Source organism: Hymenobacter telluris, from assembly GCF_017313265.1.
Classification (GTDB): Bacteria; Bacteroidota; Bacteroidia; order Cytophagales; family Hymenobacteraceae; genus Hymenobacter; species Hymenobacter telluris.
In genome coordinates this window covers 22474-44819 of the sequence record NZ_JAFLQZ010000009.1, presented here as the reverse complement: position 1 = coordinate 44819, position 22346 = coordinate 22474, and the positions used below count along the sequence as shown (strand labels likewise).

General features: G+C 58.2%; 15 protein-coding genes. 9 read left to right on the top strand and 6 right to left on the bottom strand.

The annotated features are described in order from the left end of the window. Positions 1-64 precede the first annotated feature (64 nt). The 4 genes from J0X19_RS14260 to J0X19_RS14245 form a co-directional block, all read right to left on the bottom strand. Positions 65-3277 (bottom strand): SusC/RagA family TonB-linked outer membrane protein, encoded by a 3213-nt coding sequence (locus J0X19_RS14260; protein ID WP_206985051.1) that lies wholly within the window; start codon positions 3275-3277, stop codon positions 65-67. A gap of 276 nt (positions 3278-3553) precedes the next feature. Further along, positions 3554-5071, bottom strand: a complete 1518-nt coding sequence (locus J0X19_RS14255; protein ID WP_206985050.1) for a sialate O-acetylesterase — start codon at positions 5069-5071, stop codon at positions 3554-3556. Between the two features lie 155 nt (positions 5072-5226). After that, entirely contained in the window at positions 5227-6318 is a 1092-nt protein-coding gene (locus J0X19_RS14250; RefSeq protein WP_206985049.1) for a glycoside hydrolase family protein, read from the bottom strand. Then, positions 6319-7545, bottom strand: a complete 1227-nt coding sequence (locus tag J0X19_RS14245; RefSeq protein ID WP_206985048.1) for an oligogalacturonate lyase family protein — start codon at positions 7543-7545, stop codon at positions 6319-6321. 322 nt (positions 7546-7867) lie between these two features. On the opposite strand from J0X19_RS14245, the gene gndA reads away from it, so the two are divergent. The 3 genes from gndA to pgl all read left to right on the top strand — a co-directional run bounded on the left by gndA (position 7868) and on the right by pgl (position 11748). After that, the gene (gndA, locus tag J0X19_RS14240; RefSeq protein WP_242582677.1) at positions 7868-9367 is read left to right on the top strand and encodes an NADP-dependent phosphogluconate dehydrogenase; all 1500 of its coding nucleotides are present in this window, start codon (positions 7868-7870) and stop codon (positions 9365-9367) included. A gap of 135 nt (positions 9368-9502) precedes the next feature. Continuing rightward, positions 9503-11020 (top strand): glucose-6-phosphate dehydrogenase, encoded by a 1518-nt coding sequence (gene zwf / locus J0X19_RS14235; protein WP_206985047.1) that lies wholly within the window; start codon positions 9503-9505, stop codon positions 11018-11020. Continuing rightward, entirely contained in the window at positions 11020-11748 is a 729-nt protein-coding gene (gene pgl, locus J0X19_RS14230) for a 6-phosphogluconolactonase (RefSeq protein ID WP_206985046.1), read from the top strand. The genes zwf and pgl overlap by 1 nt, the downstream gene beginning before the upstream one ends. Positions 11749-12063: 315 nt before the next feature. Here the strand turns inward: pgl and J0X19_RS14225 are convergent, their stop codons facing one another. Continuing rightward, a complete protein-coding gene (locus tag J0X19_RS14225; RefSeq protein ID WP_206985045.1) occupies positions 12064-13050 on the bottom strand; it encodes a hypothetical protein in 987 nt (328 codons plus the stop codon). 267 nt (positions 13051-13317) lie between these two features. On the opposite strand from J0X19_RS14225, the gene J0X19_RS14220 reads away from it, so the two are divergent. The 5 genes from J0X19_RS14220 (at position 13318) to J0X19_RS14200 (ending at position 18756) form a co-directional block, all read left to right on the top strand. After that, on the top strand, positions 13318-14157 hold the full coding sequence (locus tag J0X19_RS14220; protein WP_206985044.1) for a TssN family type VI secretion system protein: 840 nt from the start codon (positions 13318-13320) through the stop codon (positions 14155-14157). Between the two features lie 69 nt (positions 14158-14226). Beyond that, entirely contained in the window at positions 14227-15405 is a 1179-nt protein-coding gene (locus J0X19_RS14215) for a hypothetical protein (RefSeq protein WP_206985043.1), read from the top strand. Between the two features lie 33 nt (positions 15406-15438). Further along, the gene (locus J0X19_RS14210) at positions 15439-16329 is read left to right on the top strand and encodes a hypothetical protein (RefSeq protein ID WP_206985042.1); all 891 of its coding nucleotides are present in this window, start codon (positions 15439-15441) and stop codon (positions 16327-16329) included. A gap of 28 nt (positions 16330-16357) precedes the next feature. Further along, the gene (locus J0X19_RS14205; protein WP_206985041.1) at positions 16358-16783 is read left to right on the top strand and encodes a GPW/gp25 family protein; all 426 of its coding nucleotides are present in this window, start codon (positions 16358-16360) and stop codon (positions 16781-16783) included. A 125-nt stretch (positions 16784-16908) separates the two neighbouring features. After that, the gene (locus J0X19_RS14200; RefSeq protein WP_206985040.1) at positions 16909-18756 is read left to right on the top strand and encodes a type VI secretion system baseplate subunit TssF; all 1848 of its coding nucleotides are present in this window, start codon (positions 16909-16911) and stop codon (positions 18754-18756) included. 252 nt (positions 18757-19008) lie between these two features. Here J0X19_RS14200 and J0X19_RS14195 read toward each other — a convergent pair whose 3' ends face one another. Then, complete coding sequence (locus tag J0X19_RS14195; protein WP_206985039.1) at positions 19009-21573, bottom strand: ATP-dependent Clp protease ATP-binding subunit; 2565 nt, start codon at positions 21571-21573, stop codon at positions 19009-19011. A gap of 325 nt (positions 21574-21898) precedes the next feature. Here J0X19_RS14195 and J0X19_RS14190 point away from each other — a divergent pair, with 325 nt between their 5' ends. Next, the gene (locus J0X19_RS14190; RefSeq protein ID WP_206985038.1) at positions 21899-22339 is read left to right on the top strand and encodes a hypothetical protein; all 441 of its coding nucleotides are present in this window, start codon (positions 21899-21901) and stop codon (positions 22337-22339) included. Positions 22340-22346 lie beyond the last annotated feature (7 nt).

Here is a 22346-nt window from a genome sequence, read left to right as displayed (position 1 = left end):
CAACCAGAAGCACAGGCATTTGCCTTATTCCAGTTCTTAGCTCCTCATTTCCAGCTTCTTAAAGTTAGAAAGTGAGGTTGAGGCCGAGTACCAGGGTTTTAGCCAGTGGCAACCCGCCGTAGTCGGAGCCCGACACGAAGGTGCCCGTGTTGCCCGTGTTCAAGGCATCGGGGTTGAGGCCACCGTAGTACTTATCATGCCCAAACCAGTTTTCGGCCGTCATGTACACGCGGGCACCCTGAGCTACACGCTTGTTGATGAGCAGGCCTAGGTCGTAACCCAGCGTGATGGTGCGCACCCGGTAGTAGTTGGAAGAGTACAGCCAGTCGGTGTTACGGATGAAGCCGAAGCTACCCGTGGCTTTGCCTTTCACGCCGGCACCGGGGTCTTCGGCCGAGAACCACCGGTCGCGCACCCGGCCCAGAGCGTTTTCCTTGTAGCCCACGCTGGTGCGGTCGATGGCGCGGCCCAGGGTGGAGTAGATGGAGCCGCCGTGCTGCCCCTGCACCAGGAAGCTTAGGTCGAAGCCTTTGTAGCGCAGCGTGTTGGTAATGCCAAAAGTGTAGGTGGGGTTGGGGTTGCCCACCACCTGCCGGTCGTTCACGTCAATCTTGCCGTCGCCGTTGTAGTCTTCGTAGCGCGGGTCGCCGGCGGTCTGGTTGCCAAAGCGGGCTGCCCCGTTGTCGATATCCGACTGGCTGAGGATACCGGTTTGCTTCACCACAAAGATGCTGTAGACCGGCAAGCCTACTTTCAGGATGTTACTGGGGGTATCGAGGCCGTTGGGCACTTCAATGGTAGCATCACCAGGGCCCAGGTGCACCACTTCGTTTTCGTTGTGGCTTACGTTGAGCGAGGTCGTCCAGGAAAGGGCGCCTTCCAGGTTGCGGGTGTTCAGCTCCAGCTCCCACCCTTTGTTGCGCACCTCCCCAATGTTTTCCAGGTTGGTGCCGAAGCCCGCGCCCGTGAGTACAGGCACGTTCAGGAGCAAATCCTGGCTGGTTTTGGTGTAATAATCGGCCGAAACTGTGACGCGGTTTTTCAGCACCCCAAAATCAACCCCGAAGTCAACGGTGCGGTTACGCTCCCACTTCAGGCGCGAGTTGCCGACTTTGTTGGGGGCTTGGCCCGGCGCAATGAGGCCGCCAAAAGTGTAGTTATACACGCCCAGCGTGGCAATGCTGCTGTAGTCGCCGATGGTGTTGTTACCGGAGTAGCCCAAGCTGGCTCGCAGCTTCAGGTCGCTCAGGAACGTAACAGGCTGCATAAACGACTCCTGCGAGATGCGCCAACCTGCCGACACGGCCGGGAAAATACCGGCCCGGTCGTCAAACCCGAAGCGCGACGAAGCATCCCGGCGGATACTGGCCGACAGCAAATACTTGCCATCATAGGCGTATTGCAGGCGGCTGAAATAGGAAACCAACGTGCTCTGCGACTCAGTAGGGCCGGAGCTTTGCACCAGCACTGCTCCATTCAGCGTGCGCACCTGGCTGTTGACAAAGCCCCCCGACGAAGACGCACTGTTGTTGTCGAGCTTGGCGAAGTTGTAGGAGAAACCGCCCAGCAACGTGAAATCGTTCTTGCCCAGCGTCTTGCTGTAGGTTGCCGTGTTTTCCGTTACCAGCGTCTGGCGGCGGTAGGTGCTGTACGAGCCACTCGCCAGCGAGGTAGGCAGATTGCGGGTGGGCGGCGAATACGATTTCGAGGTTGACTCGTTGTTGTCGAAGTTCAACGAAGAACGCAGCACCAAGCCACTAATAGGCTGATATTCACCAAACACTGTGCCCAGCGTGCGGTAGTTGCGAGTATCGCCGTAGAAGTTTTCAATGACAGCAATGGGGCTGGCCGTGCTCACCCCCCAGCGGTAGGCCTCGTTTTTGCCGTAGCCAGTGTACACGCCAGCCGTGTCTTCCGCAATCGGGGTTTGCGACAGCAGCTGGTGGAAGCGGTTGTCTTTGCCTTCAATGCCGGGGTCAGTGGAAACCGAGTACGTGGGGTTGATAGTCAGGCCGAACTTCAGCTTGTCGTTGGCCTTCACCTCCACGTTGGCCCGCACGGTGTAGCGCTTATAGTCGAGGCCCTTGGCAAAGCCCTCTTGGCTGTTATAGTTACCCGACACGTAGTAGTTTACGTTGTCGGTGGCGCCCGAGGCACTCACCTGGTAGTTCTGGGTGACGCCGGTGCGGTAGAGCTGGTCCTGCCAGTCTATGTATTGCAGGCCGGGGTGGCCGGGAATAGCCCACCGGTCGTCCAGCATTAAATCGGGGTTAACATTGTTGCCAGTCAAACCCAGAATCTGCCGCCGCTGAGCCGTGGTTTGGTCGGCGGTGCGCTGCACGGCGCCTGGGGTAGTCGGCGTCGAGCGCACCCAGTTGTTGTTGATGATTTCAGTGGCCCGCGCAGCCCACTCCTCGCCGTTTAGCAAGTCCAGCTTTTTGGCCGCCCGCGAACCACCAATGTAGGTATTCACGCTGATTTGGGGCTTGCCCGACCGGCCACGCTTGGTCGTGATAATTACTACGCCATTGGCCGCCCGCGAGCCATAAATAGCGGCGGCGGCGGCATCCTTCAGTACCTCAATGTTGGCAATGTCATTGGGGTTGATGTTATCGAGCGGGTTGCCACTGCCGAAGCGGCCGTTGCTGCTCGCGCCCACCGTTTCCAGCGGAAAGCCATCGATAACATACAGCGGCTCGTTGCCAGCGGAAATCGAGCCGGCACCGCGCACCTGAATGCTAAAGGGCCGGCCGGGCACCCCCGAAGTCTGCTTTACCTGCACCCCCGCCAGCTGCCCCACCAGCGCCTGGTCGACGCGGGCAATGGGACGCTCCTCTAGTTTTTCGGCGTTGAACGAGGCAATAGCGCCGGTTACGTCGGCTTTCTTCTGGGTGCCATAGCCCACTACCACTACCTCATCAAGGCTTTTGGTATCCTCAGCAAGCTTGATGGTAAGTTTTTCCGCACCCGAGAAATTCCGCTCCTGGGTCTGAAACCCGATAAAGCTGAACACCAACGTACCACCGCCTTCGGGCACGGCCAGCGTGAAGCTACCATCGGCGCCCGTGGTTGTGCCGCGGGTAGTTCCCTTCAGCACCACGGTAACGCCAGGAATGCCTTCGTTGGTTGGGGAAACCACGCGGCCGGTGAGTTGCACATCAGCTACCGTTTTGCTGACGGGGTGGGCCTGCGCGGCCGTAAGTCCGGGGCCGGCTAGTAGCAACAGCGGTAGGCAGGCTACCAGCTGGCCACGCCGCCATGTGTAGTTGTTGTTCATATAGGAGGTAGGTGTGGGAAAATTTTGAGATGAAAGGCGAGATGAAAATCCCAGCTTATCCCAAAAGTATTCCCTTACTCACTTCCAACTGTCCTGTACCGTACCGCTTTTACCGCATTACAACATATTTTTCATATCATATATTTGCCCCCTACCTATCATACGCCTTCAGCTACACTCAAGCAGGCTGTTGAGCTAGCTACGTTAGCATCATTGTCATCTATATAAGTAGGCACTCACCTTTGCTTATACAGTGCTACTGACTTATACTTAAGACTAATTTTTGCCTTGGGTAGGCGTACGCCAAGCGTCGGTGCGGAAGGGCGAAGCAGGCAGGCCGGCGCCGTTGTAGAGGTTAGGCATCGGCGCAGCACTCCACCCGAAGCGCACGGCCACCGGCTGCTTCACCTTGTCGCTCCACACCACCACCGTACGGCCCTCAATCTGCGCCTGCGCGGGTACGAATACGCTGTCGGGGCCAGCTACGGTGAACCGGCGCAAGGGGCCGCCCTGAGCTTGCAGTCCATCGGCGTACTTGAATTGCAGGCGCACCTTGTCGTTTTCCACCTTCATAGCCTCGTAGATGGGGCCGGAATACGGCAGCTTGGTCTGGCCGTACTCATGGCTGAGCGCCCACAAAGCCAGCCGGTGCCCTACCACCTGCTTGTTGCGCGGGTGAATGTCCAGGGAGTCGCCGGCATCGGTGATGACGGCCATGCCGGTGTGGGGCACGGTTTGCATGGTCAGGAGCTGCGCTTCGCGGATTTCGGGGTTCTGGCTGCGGTGGGGCGCAATCTGCACGAAGTAGAACGGCAGGTTGGGCTGCTGCCAATCTTGGCGCCAGTTGGCAATCAGGGCCGGAAACAGTTTGCGGTACTGGTAGGCCCGCTCGGCGTTGTTTTCGCCCTGGTACCAGATAACGCCGCGCAAGGTGTACGGTTCCAGGCCCTTAATCATGCCGTTGTAGAGCTTGTACGGCGACTTATTGCTGGTGGCACTCAGCGGCTCAACGGGCTTTGGGCTGGTGGCCTGGGGGTTGGCGTCGTGCTCCTGCTTCCAGGCCGCTAGGGCGGTTTCGTAGGCGGGGCGCTGGGTGAGGCCCTGCTCGTAGCGCGTCAGAATAGGCTGGAAGTCCGGGTTGCGCTCCAGCACATCTTTGCGGGTCCAGGACTCGGCCGGCGTGCCGCCCCAGGAGGAGTGAATCAGGCCGATGGGCACGCCGGTTTTCTCGTGAATCTCCTGCCCGAAAAAGTATGCCACCGCCGAAAAGTTGCCGACGGTTTCGGGGCTGCACACCACCCAGCTGCCCTGCACGTCGCGCTGGGGCGTATCGGCCACCTTCTGCACCACCGTGAACATTCGGATTTTGGGGTAATTGGCTTTCGGAATTACCTCCGCCGCGTTGATGATACCGGTGTAGGAGCCGCTGTTGGGCCGCTTGGTTACCGGGAAGTTCATGTTCGACTGCCCCGAGCACAGCCACACCTCCCCTAGCAGCACGTTGTTGATGGTGAGCTGATTGTTGCCTTGCACCTTAATGGTATAGGGCCCGCCGGCCTTGCCCGTGGGCACGCGCACCAGCCAGTTGCCGTCCTTATCGGCCACCACTTTGCGCGGGGCTTTTTGCCAGCCCACTGTTACGGTTACGGCCTCGCCCGGCGCGGCCCAGCCCCAGAGCGCCACGTTGGTTTTCTGCTGCACTACCATGTTGTCGGTCATCAGGGCCGGCAGGGTTACGTCGGCGCGGGAGGCAAAAGGAGCGAGCAGGAATGGCAGGAAGAGCTTGGGGCGCATATGAAGTATGTGGAGAATGTAATGGAAAACAAACCAGCCCGTCATGCTGAGCTTGTCGAAGCATCTCTACCGCAATGGTAAATCTGATGTAAAAACGAAGCGGTAGAGATGCTTCGACAAGCTCAGCATGACGGTCTTTTACTACAAAACGGGCATCAGGTAATCCGGAACACAAACGCCGAGGCTGTCATGGCCTGGCCGCCTTGGGAGGCACCGAACAGGTACTCGGGTTTGCCGTTGCGCATTAGCAATTGGGGGCGTTCCAGGCGGCCGTAGCGCTTCAGGTTTTGGGGGGCGGGTGGCTCCTGCACGCCGTACTCGCGCAGGGGCAGGTAGGCCACTTTCGGAAACGCCCACTCCTTACCGTCCCTGGATTCCAGGTACAGCCCAACTTCGTGGTTATACACGCCCATGTCGCGGGCCAGCATCTTGAAACGGTTGTTTTCGCGCCACACAAAGGCATCCTCGAACTGCTTGTTGTTGCCTTGCCGGGAGAAGTCGATGACGGGGTTGCCGGCGTACTTCACGTAGGGGCCTTCCAGCTTGTCGGCCACGGCCAGGCCGTATTTGCGGTTGCCCCGGATGGTGGGGTCGGGGGCCGTGAGGTAGTCCTGGGTGTTCCACGATTTGTAGTACAGCCAGTATTGCCCGTTGGGATGCTTGATGAAAGCCGGGTTGGTGGTGCAATGGTCGTCCCAGGCACCGGTGTCGCCGGGTTGCAGCAGGGGCTGGTCGGGGCGCTGCCAGGGGCCGTTGAGCGAATCGGCAATGGCCAGGCCGATGCGCTTGGTGTCGGTTTTGCCGTTGGAGTTGCCCATAAAAAACAGGCAATACTTGCCGTCCACGAACTGAATGCTAGGGTTGTGGCAGGTGGTGGCATCCCAAAAACCCGGCCCGCGCGGTGCCAGCACCGTTTCGAGGTACTCAAAAGGTCCGGTAGGCGAATCGGCTACGGCGTGGGCAATTTCCGAGCTATTGATCCAGCCGCCCATGCCTTTGGCCTTGGGCCAACGCGAGAAAAATACGTGCACCTTGCCGTCGGGGCCATAAATGGGCGAGTTGCACCACACGTACCAGTCGGGTAGCTCCAGGGCCCGGCCTACGGGCTTGAGGTGCCGGCTGAACTTCGATAGGCTGCCCTTCGGCAAGTCGAGCAGCCGGCCGGCCTGGTAGCCGCTCATGGCCCCGGCGGCCCGCGCAAACGGGGCCAGCATCAGGCCCGCTAGAAACTCTCGTCTGCTCGTCATCTACAGCGCTTTTTTGGCAATTTCCACGGCGTACACCTGGCTTTCCCCCTCGAAATTAGCGCGGAAGATGATCCACTTCTCATCGGGCGAAAAGTGCACGTTCGGCTCCAGGGCGTAGTCGTGCTGCTTCATGTTCACCAGCTTCTCCGACTTGAACTTGAGCCCCTCGGGCCGCAGCAAATAAATCCACTTGCCATCGGGGGCTTTGGCCACGGCGGTTTCGTTGCCCCCGTCGCCGGCAAATAGCTGCTGGCTAGGCGAAATCGTGTAGTGCACCGACCACTCGTTGCGGTCCAGCTGGCATTTCCGCTCGTAGCCGGTTTTCAGGTCGGTGCCGGTTACGTAGAACGTGGCGCCGCGCGGGAGCTGCTGGTCGTACCAGATGGTTTTGCCATCGGGCGCAAAAAACTCGTGGCCGGCAATTTCCATGTCCATTGTGCGCTTGTGCACCAGCTTCACGTCCTTGGTTTCGGTGTTGATGGTCCAGATGCGGTCCACTTTGTGCCAGGGGCCTTCGTGGCAAAACATGAGCAGCTGCGGATCGGTGGGCGAAAACTGCACGTGGTTCAGCCAGGCTTTGTCGGTGAAAATCTTAGTCAGCTGCCCGTTGTCTACGCCCACGCTGAACAGAGTGCGCGGCAGCTTGGCCTCGTAGATGCGGTTGAAATAGTCGCTCTTGGCCGGGTATTTCCGGTAGATTTCCTTTTCCTCGTTGGTAGACCAGGTACCGCCCAGCTGGGTTTCGTCGGCGTTGAGGGTGGTGATGGTGGCCCGGAAATCGGGGGGGAATACGTAAATCAGGCGCGTTTTTTTGGTGTCGAGGTGGGTGGCGTACACCGAGTCGCCGGTTTGGTAGAACACCTCCCGCCGCTTGGGGGCCACTATTTCGCCGCTCACTTGGGCAAAGGCACGGGTCAGCGGCTCGCTTTTGCGGGTTTTCAGGTTTACGGTGTAGAGCTGCTTGCCTTCGGGGCTGGTGTGATAATACACCATTTGGTCGCCCTCCCGCCTGCGCTGCTTCACGAATGGGTTGTTGTGGAAGTAGAAGCTAGCGTTGCTACCGCTCAGCGGGGTCAGGCGCACCACACGGTGGCCGGTGGCTTCGTCAATCCATTCGGCGGCGGCCATAGGTTTCTGCGCGCCGGTGGCCAGGGTTGGTTGGGCCTGCGCACTCAGCCCGAAATGCAGCAAGCCGCTCAGAACGGTTAGGGCGAAGGTTGTTTTCATGGGCAGGAAAAGGTTGGAGTTGGCGGAAAGCAAAGAACAACGCACCGGGCAAAAAGCTGCGCCCACCTACCGAAAACGGCAGGTGGAAGGTATAGCCAAGAAAGCAGTGAAACAGCCGCTAACTGTCCTGTACTCTGAGGTGCGGCAGTCTGACCTACCGTAGCACGGCTGGGGCCTTAATTTCCTGCTTCCTAAACAATGACGGTATTATAACAGTAGAACTCAATTCTATTCAATAAAAGGCGTGTACCTTTTGGCGCTCCTTTCTCTTCTGCTTCAACATCCGTCGGGCACTGCCTGGCTCTTAAACCCAGTGAATACAATGAGCGCAACGCCAACCAACTACTCGTTCGGCATGATTGGCCTCGGAACGATGGGCCGCAACCTTCTCCTCAACCTCGCCGACCATGATTTCGCGGTAGCCGGCTACGACAAAGACGCCAGCAAGGTGCAGTTGCTGGCCGAAGAGGGAGAAGGCTTGCCCGTACAGGGCTTTTCCACCCTTCCCGAGTTCATTCAGAGCCTGGCAACGCCCCGCTCCATTATGATGCTGGTGCCCGCCGGCAAAATAGTGGACAGCGTAATCGAGGAGCTACGGCCGCTGCTCAGCCAGGGCGACATTATCATCGACGGCGGCAACTCCCATTTCACCGACACCGAGCGGCGCGACAAGGCGCTGGAAGCCGAGGGCCTGCACTTCTTCGGCATGGGTATTTCGGGCGGGGAAGAAGGTGCCCGGTTCGGCCCGAGCATGATGCCCGGCGGCGACAAGCAAGCCTACGAAACCATGCGGCCCATGCTGGAAGCCGTAGCCGCCAAAGTGGATGGCGCACCCTGCGTAACCTACATCGGGCCGGGCGCGGCGGGCCACTTCGTGAAGATGGTGCACAACGGCATCGAGTACGGCCTGATGCAGTTGATTGCCGAAACCTACGAAGTCCTGAAAAAAGGCTTGAAGCTCGATAACGAGGCCATTGGACAGGTATTCGCCCGGTGGAACGAGGGCCGGTTGCAGTCCTTCCTCATCGACATTACCAAAGACATCTTCCAGTACATTGCCCCCGACACCGACCACCTGCTGCTCGACGACATCAAGGACGAAGCCCGCTCGAAAGGCACCGGCAAATGGACTTCCCAGATTGCCATGGACCTCACCGCCCCCATCCCCACCATCGATACGGCCGTATCCATGCGCGACGCTTCGCGCTTCAAGGCGTTGCGGGAGCAGCTGGCCGGCCTGTACAGCCAGAACGACGAGGCCGCGCTAAACGTGAACCAGGACGAGTTCCTGGCCAGCCTGGAGCAGGCGTTCTACTTCAGCATGATGATCAGCTACGCCCAGGGCATGCACATGCTGGCCAAGGCTTCCGAGGAGTATGGCTACGAGCTGCAGCTGGCCGAAATTGCCAAAATCTGGCGCGGCGGCTGCATCATCCGGTCCAGCTTCCTGAACGATATTTTCAACGCCTACCAGAGCACGCCCGACCTAGCCCATCTGCTGCTCGACCAGCAGGTGCAGCGCCTGGTGCAGGAAGTGGTGCCCGGCGCCCGCACAGTGGTAAGCAGTTGCGTAGCGGCCGGCATTGCCGTACCAGGCTATGCTTCCGCGCTCAGCTACTTCGATATTTTCCGCAGCGCCCGGATGCCTTCCAACCTCATTCAGGCCCAGCGCGACTATTTCGGGGCGCACACCTACGAGCTGATTGGGCACGAAGGCGTGTTCCACACCCAGTGGACACCGAAGCACGAAGACGCTGAAAACAAGGAAGATGCGCAGGTGGAAGAAGGCACGCGCGAGGAACCCGTTACGCCCAACAAATAGCTGTTAGTTTTTGGTTGTTGGTTATTGGTTGTTGGGTAATTGCCATTTGACGCACCACCGGCCAAGAACCAATTACCACAAACCAACATCCAACACCAACAGCTAAAAACCAAACCCGAAAACCGAGCCTTTGGCATGAATAGCAACGAGAAAATGCAGCCGACCATCTTCGTCATTTTTGGCGGTACCGGCGACCTGAACGCGCGCAAGCTGGCCCCGGCCCTCTACAACTTATACCTGGAAGGCTGGCTGCCCAAGCAGTTCTCCATCATCGGTACGGGCCGCACCAAGCTCAAAGACGACGAGTTTCGCGCCAATTTGCTCAAGGACATCAACCAGTTTTCGCGCAGCGGTAAGGTGAAGTCCGAGCAGTGGGACATCTTCTCGAAGAGCCTGTTCTACCAGGCTTCCGACCTGAACGACGCCGAAACCTACAAGGAGTTTGGCGTCCGGATTCAACAGCACGAAACCGAGTGGCATACCCGCGCCAACGTTATCTACTACCTGGCGGTGGCCCCCAACTTCTTCCCCATCATTGCCGAAAACCTGGCCAAGAGCAAGCTCACCAAGGATGCCGAACGCACCCGCATTGTAATTGAGAAACCGTTTGGCCACGATTTGGAGTCGGCGAAGTCGTTGAACCAGCTCCTGACGCGCATCTTCAACGAGCGGCAGATTTACCGCATCGACCACTACCTGGGCAAGGAAACGGTGCAGAACATCATGGCGTTCCGGTTTGCCAACTCCATCCTGGAACCCACCTGGAACCGCAACTACATCGACCACGTGCAGATTTCGGTAACCGAGCAGCTCGGGGCCGGTGAGCGGGCCGGCTACTACGACGGTTCGGGCGCTTTGCGCGACATGATTCAGAACCACCTGCTGCAGTTGCTGTGCATTGTGGCCATGGAGCCGCCCGTGAGCTTCAGCGCTGAGGAAGTGCGCAACCGCAAAGTGGACGTCATGCGGGCTATGCGCCGTTTTTCGCCCGAGGATGTGCGCCTGTCCACGGTGCGCGGCCAGTACGGCGGCGGCTGGATTGAAGGCAAGGAAGTACCCGGCTACCGCGACGAGCTGGGCTCGGAATCCAACACCGAAACCTTCGCGGCCGTGAAGTTTTTTGTGGACAACTGGCGCTGGCAAGGCGTGCCGTTCTATTTGCGCACCGGCAAGCGCATGCACCAGTCGGCATCCGTCATTACCATTCAGTTCAAGGACGTACCTCATTTCATGTTCCCGGCCGCCGCCGCCGACAACATCAGCCACAACCGCCTCATCATCAGCATTCAGCCCGAAATGAGCATCCGGTTGCAGGTGCAGGCCAAGCGCCCCGGCCTCGATATGGTGCTGAACACCGTGGACATGGTATTTGACTACAAAGGCACCTACACCAACCAGGCGCCGGAAGCCTACGAAACGCTGCTGCTCGACACCATGCTCGGCGACCAGACGTTGTTTATGCGCGGCGACCAAGTGGAGGAAGCCTGGGACCTGATTATGCCGATTCTTAATACCTGGCAGAACCGCAAGAGCCTCAACTTCCCCAACTACTCCGCCGACTCGTGGGGGCCCGAATCGGCGGAAGCCCTCATTGCCCGCGACGGGTTTCACTGGTTCACGCTTCCCCTCAACAACAAGAAAAAAACGGCCTAATGAAACTGCATATTTCTCCGGCCACCACCGAAGTCCTGCGCGAACTGGCTGATTACTTTGTGGCCACAGCCCAGCAGGCTATTGCCGCGCAGGGCCGGTTTACGGTGGCCTTGTCGGGCGGTAGCTCACCCAAGAAACTGTACGAACTGCTGGCCTCCGAGGCCTACAAAGACCAGCTGGACTGGACCAAGGTGTATTTCTTTTTCGGGGATGAGCGCAACGTGCCGCACACCGACCCGCAGAGCAACTACCTGATGGCCAAAACCGCGCTGTTCGAGCCCCTGCAAATTGATGCAGCCCAGACGTTTCCGGTGGATACCAGTTTGCCACCGGTGCAAGCCGCTGTGGCCTACACCAAGGCCATCAACCAGCACTTCGGCAACGAAAACGCCCGCTTCGATTTGGTGCTGCTCGGCCTCGGCGACAACTCCCACACGGCCTCACTCTTCCCCCACACCCCCGTCCTCCACGACGATTCCGTGGGAGCCAAGGAAGTGTATGTGGAGGAGCTACAAGCCGACCGGATTACACTAACGGCCCAGCTCATCAACCAGGCGCAAGCCATTGCCTTCCTGGTTTTCGGTGCAGACAAAGCCGAAGCTGTGAAACACATCCTCGAAGATTCGCGCAACATCGAAGAATATCCCGCGCAGCTTATCGAGCCAACTAGCGGCGAAATCCACTGGTTTCTGGATGCCGCTGCGGCTGCCAGGCTGGAGCGGCAATAGACGTTTTCGGTTTAGTGCAAAAACGCCCCTGGTTTATAAGAGCCAGGGGCGTTTTCGTATTGAAGTTGTTTAGGAAGTCTGAAAAACATAAAATGGAGGTCATGCTGAGCTTGCCGAAGCATCTCTACCGCTTCGTTGCAACGGTTCAGACAAAGCGGTAGAGATGCTTCGGCAAGCTCAGCATGACGGTCCAGCAACTTCCTAAACAGGTTCATTATCTGGAATAGCTGGTTTGCTTGGCTTCTATATTTTCACCTTCGCAAGCCATTGCGCAAGTTTTTATGGATACCTCAAACAATTACAGCATATCAGACACTATAACCCGACAGTTGTATAGCCTAATACAGCCGTTTCGCCGGTATCTGCTAGCAAGAACGATTGACTGGCAGGGGCCATATCGTAGCGGAACACGGTGTCTGTTTCGAAGCTTACGAAGTAATTACAAAGCAGCTTCAGCGCACGGGACTGCCAACTATCGGGAGCCAGGTACGTTTCGAGTTCGGCCGTTGATTGCAGTTGCAGGCTGATTTCCAGCGCCGGAAGTGTTTCTTGATAGGCTCCGCTCAGCACAAAGTCGCGGCCTAGCGCCCCTTGGCCCAACACGGCGCCCGTGGTGGCCCCAGTGGTTTGCAGCGCTTCAACAGCAAACTCCAACGGGGCTACCGTGCGCAGGTGAACAGGTAGCTCCAATACGCTTTCGAATACCTGCTGCGTACGAGGCAAGTCGCCGACGATGCGGTGCGCTAAGGGCAGCAAATACAGCAAGGTGGTTACTTGGCGCGGGGGTAGCTGCCCGGCCAACTCCCAGAAGCGGGCCAGCACCTCGTTGTACCACTGCGCCGACAGGTTGGTCATGTATCGGCGCTCCTCCTGCTCTAGCAGCACCCGAAAACGATAAAATTCCTGCTCGAAAGGCAGAAAAAAGCGGCGGGTGGCCTTTTCACGGCGGCGTTGCGCCTGAATATCCTCTATCATTGCCCGCACTCCTGGCTGCGGTGCAGGGTCGCCGGGCTGATGAAACAGCTGTTGAGGCAAGGCATCGTAGAGGCCTTCCCGGTGCACCTCAATTGCTGTTTTGGGTGCCTGCCACCGTTCGGTACGCTCGTCGGTTACGGCGCCAATGTCGCGGCGGTAGCGGCGCGAGAATAGGCTTGCCGGCCGAACAACAAAATCATCAAAGCGGTAGCCGTGGGCCAGCAAATCAGCCAGCACCACCTCCAGCCGCAAGTCGAAAGGCTGGCGACGCAGCTTTTCCAACAACAGCCGTGGAGTGGTAGCTACCGGCACAGGAGGCGGTGGCACCGGCTGGGTAGATACTGGCCCAAAAAAGTGTTGGAATGCACCGAGGTTTGGCATACTATCTTTTTTCTGACAACTTACAATCGGTTGTGGGATGGTACCCGGCCTATGCTAGCAACCCGTTGGCCCAAAACTGGGTAAAGCAAGATAGCACGGTTCGGGACTTGCTCGGCTAATGCACGTCACTTGAAACGCCACGGATACGTACTTTTCAGTGGACAGGTCATCGGATTTTCACTTCTTACAAGACTGATTAAAGCTAGCCCATCTATGCTGACTCCCAATCCGGAAGCCCAAGCGCGCAGTGCGGCAAACAGCATGCTTTCCAACGCCCGTTCTGGCCTGCAACAAAACCCAACTTTCATCAGCGTTTTCCTGTATCTGCTGAGCAGCTTGCTTTTGTTTGGGCTACTGGGTGCCGGTGCCGTCTACAGCCCGCTTCCGTACAAGGTTACGTTTTTGCTGGTACAGGTTGTTTCCGTGCTGCTGGGCTGCTTTCACTTGTATGCGCAACGGCAGTGGCTCCCGTGGTTCAATGAAGAGGAGTGGGTACATGGCACTGTTATGACCATCGTGAGCTGGCTGGCGGGTGCTTTGGGCGTGGCATTGCTGGTATGGCTGCCGCAGCTCGAAGGCCGGATGACTCCTACGGTGTTTATTATGGCCACGCTGCCCGCTACTATTCCTTACTTCTTCTACGAAGCCTACCGGAGCTGGCGCCAGATTCCGCACCGCCACTACAAACTGTGGCACTACCAGGCCAACGCGCCGGGCCCCGACCTGGCCCGCATGGATTTAAACAACTTCATGGTGGTGCACTTCTGGATGTCGCGGCGCTACGGCGAGTCACTTTACCACGATTTTTCGTCGAAAGCACCCTATGAAATGCATTTCAGTGACCTGTTTCAGATCTTCCTGACCGATTACAACGTGCTCAAGCCCGACCAGGCCATTCAGTATCTGGACGAGCAGGCGCGGCCTTACGGTTGGATATTCTACGTGAAGCAGCGCTGGTGGAAGCCCCGCCGCTACATCAACCCCGACTACAGCTTCCGCGACAATTTCCTGAAACAAGGCGACATTATCGTGGCTCAGCGCGTACTTCGCTAAGGCCGCCGACACTCGGCAATGCTTTCCCATTGGCCGGGCAATCTATTCTTTGTCTTTCCACTTTTCTATATGCTACCCGAAATCAAGCATTACCCCGTGAACTGGGTTGATGGAATGAAAATTTCCCGCCGCCATTTCACTGAGCTTGAACAATTTACTACCGAGCACCTGCGTGATGCCACGGCCGTAGGGCTAAGCGCCCACCGCTACGGCCTGCTCCCCTCCGACCCGCACGGCCTGTCCTCGTTCGAGCTGCTGCTCAGCGTAGACCAGCAGCAGGGCATCCAGGCACGCCTCACCCATTGCCGGGCCGTAACGGCCGGCGGTGCCCGCATTGAAATAACCGGGGGCAGCGCACCGCTTACTTTACGCACCAGCCTCGCTCAATTACTGAGTGACTTTAATCTACCGGCGGCTACCGAGCAGTTGCGCTTCAGCGTCGTGGTGTCGGTGAATCCGTATGTGCGGGTACCGATGGGGCCGCCAGCCCCTGAGGAGGTGCCGCCTCGCCACCCCTACACCCGCCCGGAGTATAAGCTAAGTGTGGTACCCACGCAGCAGGTAAGCAACACCGATGTCAGCTCGTTTCACTTGGTGGTAGGCGAGTTGCTGTACACCGAAGGAATGCTGCGGCCAGTGCAGGAGTTTATTCCGCCCAGCACGGCGCTAACCAGCCATCCGGCGCTGCTAAAATGGCTGCACCAACTAGAGCATATTCTTCAGGAAATAGAAACCGACGGCTTCAAGATTATTCATAAAGTGAAGCTGCGGACGGACAAAAAAAGCCCCCTCAGCGCACAGGTACAGACCCTGGCCGAGCGCACCGTATTTGCCTTGGCCCAGCACCTGACCACGCTGCACCTAAGCGCGGCCGAGCACCCCCCCATTCAGTTGCTCGATACGCTGCTGCGCATTGCCAAGCAAGTGAAAACGGCTATCGACTGCCTTACCGAAGCCGAGCGGGAAGAGTTGTTGAAATACTTCGAACAGTGGTCGGAAACACTGCCGGCTACGCTGCTCAATGCCCTAAGCGCCGCCGTAACCATGCGCTACGACCACTACCGGGTGCATGAGCACCTGGCCCAGCAGTACGCGTTGTGGCAGTTGGTGGCCAATGTGTTCCGCCAGCTCACGCAGCTCGAGTATATTGGCAAAAACAAAGAAGGCTGGAAGACTTTCATCAACGAGAATCCTGTAGCTCCGGCTGCCGCACCGGAAAAGCCCGTTACGCGGTGGAATCCGTTCTAAGTTCGTTTTTCGCTTGTTACTGCTCCCTCCCACATGAAGCCCCTCAACCACGCCGAACGCACGACTCGTCTCTGGAAATTTGCTGTCTTTTATGTGCTGGCGCTAGCCTTGCCGCTGCTGGCTTCTTACTACCTGTTTTCGGATGGTTCTATTGCCGATGAAAACCAGAAACTCAAGCGCGAATTAGAGCGCACCCGCGACGAGCAGCACAAGCTGTTGGTGCAGTTGGACACCCTCACCGGCCATTTGCAGCGCATTGAACTCACCGACCGGCAGCTCCGCACCGAAAGCAACGACCTGGTAGTAGGCGAACTGAACAAACGCAGCCAAGACTATTTGAATGCCATTGCGGTGACGCTGAGCGAACTACGCCGCGACTCCACCAAGATGCAGTTCTTAACCAACAAGCGCCTGGCCCACAATGTACTCCGCGACTTCGACCTGTTCCGCAGCAACCGCAACACCGTGGATTTTCTGCGGCAGTCCCTCAACAAGAGCGGTATTGATGTATCGGGCAAAGAACAGCTAGCCGCCGAACTGGCCCAAACCAAACAGCTGCTGGCCACCTACCAGGCGGCGGCGGCCAACCGCCCTGCTCCGGTAATGAACAGTGGCGGCGGCGGGGGCGGGGGCAACGGCGGTGGAGGCCGGGCATCTGATTTGCAACGGCGCCTGATAGCCAGCAACGAGCAAGTGGCCCTGCTGTCCGACCAGGTGAACTTTGCAAATGCCGACTGTTTGCGGCTGCGCGCTTCGGGTATGAGCAAAGAGCAGCGCAAGGAAATGCTGGAACAGTCGCGCAAGGGCTTCGTAGCCATTCTGCAAAACCCCAGCTCCGAGGATATGAAAGCCAGCGTAGAAAAAATGATTGACTCCATCGACAAGGAACTGGGCCGCAAGCGGGGCATATTCGGTTATAAGTAAGGTCAGCTGTGCGCCAAGCGCGTTTTCTATGAGCAACGAGTACTACCGTCTGCCTCTGAATTTCGAAGAGTTGTTGCAGCGCCGGCCCCTGGCCCGTTGTTCGGCGCAGGAGTCTGTTGCGCAGCACCTGTACCTCATGCTTACCACTCACTTCGGCGAGTCGCGCTTCGACCCCAATTTCGGTTGCGTGGTGTGGCAGCAGGACTTTGAAGCCATGACCAACATGCGCTGGAAAGACAATGTGCAACGCTCCGTGGAGCAAAGCATTGCCGAGCGAGAACCGCGCTTAGAGCAAGTGAAAGTGCTGGTTGGCATTGAGGATTTCGAGATGAAAGGCGTCAACCAGCGCATTCGTAAGCGGCTGGAGGTAACGGTACGCGCCGTACTGCACCGCACCAACGAGCCCTTTGCATTTCGCGCCAGCCTATTCGTGGCCCCGTTATCAGTGGTGTGAGGAAGGAAGCTAGAAGTAAAATCTCTGTGCTACAGAATATTTGCCTCTCACTTCTCGCTGCCAACTTCCACTGCCTACTTTCTTCTCGCTACTAACTTCTAGCTTCTAGTTCCTAACTACTTTCCATGCAGTTCTCCGAGGATTTCACCAAAGCCGGTATCAAGAGCCGCCTCACGCAGAAAGCGGCCGAAATGTGGGGCTACAGTGAAGCCGATATGGAAGGTTTCGACCCACTGGTACAGCTGCTGCTGGAAGCCTGCGCAGTGGAACTAGAGAAGATTGGGCAGGAAATCAACAACACGCAATACCGGCTGGTGGAGCGCTTGGCGGGGCTGCTGAACCCTGATGTGGTAGATGCCCCGCGGCCGGCGCACGCCATTGCGCAGGCGCAGCCCCGCGAACCGCATTTGCAGTTACCAGCCGATGCGCAGTTTCTGTTTCAGCGGCCCAGCGCGGGCCGCGCCGCCGCCGGAACCGGCATCTTTTTTTCGCCGCTGCAACCTACCCGCCTCACTGAAGGAGCCGTGCGCTATCTGGCCACCGACGACCAGGTATGGCGGGTGGAAGCAGCCGGCCAGAAGCGCCCCGTAGCCACTGCCAGCCAACCGGAGCCTGCTGAGTATCGCCGGCTGTGGCTGGGCCTGGAGCTACACCCCGATGTTGTTTCGTTGGCTGGCTTGATGTTTTATTTCGACTGGCTGAATGAGCCCCGGCGTGAAACCTACCTGAGCTATCTGCCCGGCGAAACCTGGCGCCTTGCCGACCGGATGCTGTCGGTAGCACAGGGGCTAAGTCCGGCGGTAAGTGACGATATGCCACTTCTGCACCAGGAATATGATTTTCTGCAACGGGTGGAACAGCACGTGCGCAACCTGTACGCGCCCAGCTTTGTACGCTTGCAGCCTTCCCCTGCCACCGAGCTACAATTTTACCCGCGTGAAACCTTCCCGGCGGCTTTGAGCGGCCACTTCGCCCCGGAAATAACCCAGACGTTTACGCAGCCCTTGGTATGGCTGGAAGTACGCTTTTCTCATGCGCTGCCGCCCGAGGCCCTGCACACGCTAACGTGCGGCTTAAACTGCTTTCCGGTGCTGAACAGGCGGCTTAACAAGCAGCTTTTCCGGTTGCAGCCGGCTCTCAACATCTTCCCGCTAGTATCGGAAGAAGCTTTTTTGGCCATCAAAGACGTGTACAGCCTGCGCAATGTGGTGTTTCGCTCTACCACGCTCAGCAGCTTAGAGGAACACGACACCGATACCTACACGCTACGGTATGGCGCAGGCCGCTTCGATGCCCGCTCAGGCAAAGAGGCGCTGCTAGAACTGCTGGAGTTACTGCGTGACGAGAGTCGCGCTTTCACGGCCACCGGCACCGATTTTGTGGCCCACACGCTACGTGAGCTGAATCAGAACCTGTCGCGCCTGGAAGAACGCCTCCACCAGACCGATACGGAAGCTGCCTCCGACCCAGCGCCCTACGTGATGCTGCGCCCCCGTGATGCCAACGACAGCGTGTACCTGGAGTACTGGTCGAGCGACGGGGAAGCGGGTAATCGGCTGCCAACGGGTACCCGGCTGCTCGTTTACGATGGCCACTACCTGGAAGGGGTGCAACTGCTCACCACCACCACCGGCGGCCGGGAGCGGCCTCGCCCCGAAGAGCGGGTACACGCGCTCCGCAAAAACCTCCTCAGCCGCAACCGTATTGTAACGCTCGAGGATATTCGGGCAGCGTGCTGGGCAGAACTAGGCAGCCAGCTCAAGGAAGTGCATATCGAGAAAGGCTTCCGCAACGGCACCACCCCCACCGAGGGGTTTGTGCGTTGTATTCGGGTGCACCTCACCCCGGCCCTAGGTAGCCGCCTCTCAGTTCCGGAGTGGCACCGGGCCACCCAGGAGTTGCAAACGCTGCTAGCCAGCCAGTCGGCCATGAACCTGCCGTATGAGGTAAGCGTGGCAGAGCAGGTTAGCTAACCCAAGTCGCGGACTAGCCGCGTAGCGGCGAAAGGTTGGTAGCTCAGCAGGCCACAGACGGGCCGCGCCGCGTAGCGGTGCCAGAGGCACACCCCCTTCTGGCACCGCTACGCGGCGTACCGTTCCAACAGAATCCGGTAGCTACCAGCCTTTCGCCGCTACGCGGCTAGTCCGCAACTTGGGTTAGCTAACCTGCGCTGCTCCTATGCAGTGTTTGTTTAACTGCCCGGGGTTATTGCCGGCTGCTTGATACTAGCTGCTTATTTCTTGCGCTGAAGTTTCTTGCGCTGAAGTAGTTACGGGCTGCGCGGTTAGCTCTTCGGCGGGCTGGTTGTGCCAGGTAAGCTCCTCGGCCTCGGGGGCTTTATCCAGCGAAATCACCGTGCCTTTACTTGCCTCACCGGCAATAATCATCCGGGAAATAGGCCGCCGCAGCTGCTGCCGAATCACGCCCTTAATCGGCCGGGCTCCGTAGCGCGGCGTGAACCCCGACAGCGCCAGATGTGTGCGGGCGGCGTCGGAGAGGTGCAGGGTAATGCCTTGCCGGCGTAGCTGCTCTTGCAAAGGCCGCAAATGAATGTCGAATATCTGCACCACGTTTTCCTCGGAAATAGGCGCAAACGGCACTATTTCGGTGAGGCGGGCCAGGAACTCGGGGCGGAAGTGGCGGCTCATGGTTTCCATGAGCGTGTTGGTGGCCGGAATCTGCCCTTCGCCAAACGACTTGATGATTTGCTCACTGCCGATGTTGGAAGTGAACAGAATGACGGCGTTGGAAAAGTCGCCCTCCCGGCCCAACCGGTCGTGCAGGCGGCCTTCGTCCAGAATCTGTAAGAAGATGTCGAACACCGAGCTGTGGGCCTTCTCGATTTCGTCGAACAAGACCACCGAGTACGGCTTCTCCCGAATCTTGTTCACGAGCATGCCACCTTCCTCGTAGCCCACGTAGCCGGGAGGCGCGCCGTACAGCAACGCGGCCGAGTGCTCTTCCTTGAACTCCGACATGTCAAACCGAATCAGAAACGACTCGTCGTTGAACAGAAAGTCGGCCAGAGACTTGGCCAGTTCGGTTTTGCCGGTACCCGTGGGCCCCAGCAAAAAGAACGAGCCGATAGGCTGCCCCGCTTTGGTCAAGCCGGAGCGCGACTCCAGAATGGCTTCGCACAGCGCTTTCACGGCGTGGTTCTGGCCTACTACCCGTTGTTGCAGGGTCTGGTCCATATTCAGGAGCTTATCCCGCTCATTGCTTTGCAGCTTACCCAGCGGAATGCCCGTTTTGCCCGATACCACCGCCGCAATATCGGCCCGCTCCACGCTGTCTTTCTTGGTGGCCGACAGCTCTACTACCGCCGCCAGCAGCTCCCGAATGTAGGTTTCCAGCGCCTCCGAGGTTTCCAGGGTGTCGGGTTGCTGCTCTTGGTCGAGCTGGTTGAGCCAGAGGTGGCTCACTTGGTTCTGCACTTGGTACAGAAACCAGCGCAACTCTTTCAGGCGCTCCGCTTCGGGTAGGTCCCGGTGGGCTTCGGCCAGCTGCTCAAAATCCTGTTGCATCTGGAGCAGCTCGGCCCCGGCGTGGTCGTCGAGCATCCGGATGGCGGCCATGGTACGGTCCACAAGGTCAATGGCGGAGTCGGGTAGCTGCCGGTCTTTGATGTAGCGTTTGGCCAGGCGCACGGCTTCTTCTACAGTGCCCGCTCCTACTTGCAGGCCGTGGTGGGTGGCGTAGTACGGCAGCACGCTGGCAACCATCCGCTCAGCCACCACCACGCTCGGTTCCTCCACCCGCAGCACGTCGAAACGGCGGTTGAACGCCTCATCGGCTTCAATATACTGGCGATACTCGTCGTTGGTGGTAGCCCCAATAACGGTTATTTCGCCGCGGGCCAGCTCCGGCTTGAGCAGCTGCGCAATGCCTGCGCCAGCCGAGCCTTTCGGATCGAGCAGCGCGTGAATTTCATCGATAAACAGAATTGCGCGGGTGTACTGCTTGATTTCGCCGAGCACACTTTTGATGCGGTCCTCCACTTCGCCTTTGTACGAAGCGCCCGCCACCAACGTGCCCAAATCCAGCTCAAACAACGTTACCTGTTGCAAATGCAGGGGCACTTTCTTCAACACAATCTGCTGGGCAAACCCTTCAACCAGCGCCGATTTGCCCACGCCGGGCTCGCCTACCAGCAGCACGTTGGGCTTGGTGCGGCGGCCTAGTATTTCGGCCATCTGACGTGTCTCCCGGTCGCGGCCCACAATGGGGTCCAGCTTGCCGGCTTCGGCCTGCGCCGTTTTATTAACGCAGTACGTAGCCAGTGCCCCCGCCTTGGCAGCGGGGGCGCCCCGGTCCGTGAGCGGGGCCGACTCCTGCCCGTCGGCCCCCACGGCTACGGGCTGCATTACGTCGGGCTCGGTGGCTTCCATCACCTCCCGCTGGGTGAGCGGCAATGATTTCAGCTGCTCGGTGGTGTAGGCCAAACCCGGGCGCAGCACGGCCGCCAGCGCGCACAGCGGATCCGTCTGGTCTTTAGATAGTTGCAGGGCCACCAAGTCGGCCACTTCCAGCACCCCCTTCAGGTCTTTGTCGGCAGTGGGCATTTCCGGCGGGCGAGTGGATTTGGGGAGGCCTTCCAACCGCACCTCGGCCCACTCGCGCAGGTAATGCACATCTTTGCCCAGGTCCACGGCCAGCCACGATGCCAAGCCTATTTCATTGTGCAGCAAGGCCATAAGCAAATGCGGCGCGGCATAATACTCGTGGCGGTACTCGTGAGCCACTGCTTGCGCAATGTGCAGAACTCGTTTCAACTCGTCGGTGTAAGCCATAGATGCGGAATGGAATAACAGAACTATGTGAAGAGGTGCTAAAGAGCAATAAGAAACTACGCGCGGGAGCTAAATACTTCCCAACAAATAGCGCCCTGCCGGTAGTAAGGTAGAATACTTTCGCGTTTCCTCGCCTACGTAAAACAGTGCCGGTTGGGGTTCAGTTGAGGCTCAATGGCTACGCAAACGAACGACATTTAGTGTGTTAAATAATGGTGAAACAACATCTTTATAAGCAGATTCTATGATTTTCCTGTACCTTAACCAATGAAGCCCCGTATAGGGAGCAGTTGATAGTGAAGCATCCAGCGTAATCCTCTTTCTTATGTACAACTACGGAATTGGTGGCCAAGAGCGAAAACTTGATAATGCTCAAGAGGCCATAACAGATATTCCTCTCAACCGCACCTTGCTGGTGCAAAAGCTCACAGCCGACCCGCCGCTCCGGGCCCAGATAGTGGAAGGGCTCCGTACACCAGAAGCTGTTTTTGCCCACTTCAAGCCGGAAGTAGAGGTGGAATTTGAGAAGGAAAACGGCACTACCGTTCCTGAAACATTGCGTTTTGAATCGCTCGGTGACTTTGGCAAAAAAGGCATCATCAATCAGAGCAATTTCCTACAGGATTTGAGTACGCAGGCAGATGATCTGCAAAAGCTACTGCGCCAGCTTAAGTCCAATAAGATTTTGAAGTCGGCTTTGGATACACCGGAAACGAAAGCCGCCTTCTTAGCTGCCATTCAGGCAATGATGGAGGAACTGGACTAGGCTCAGT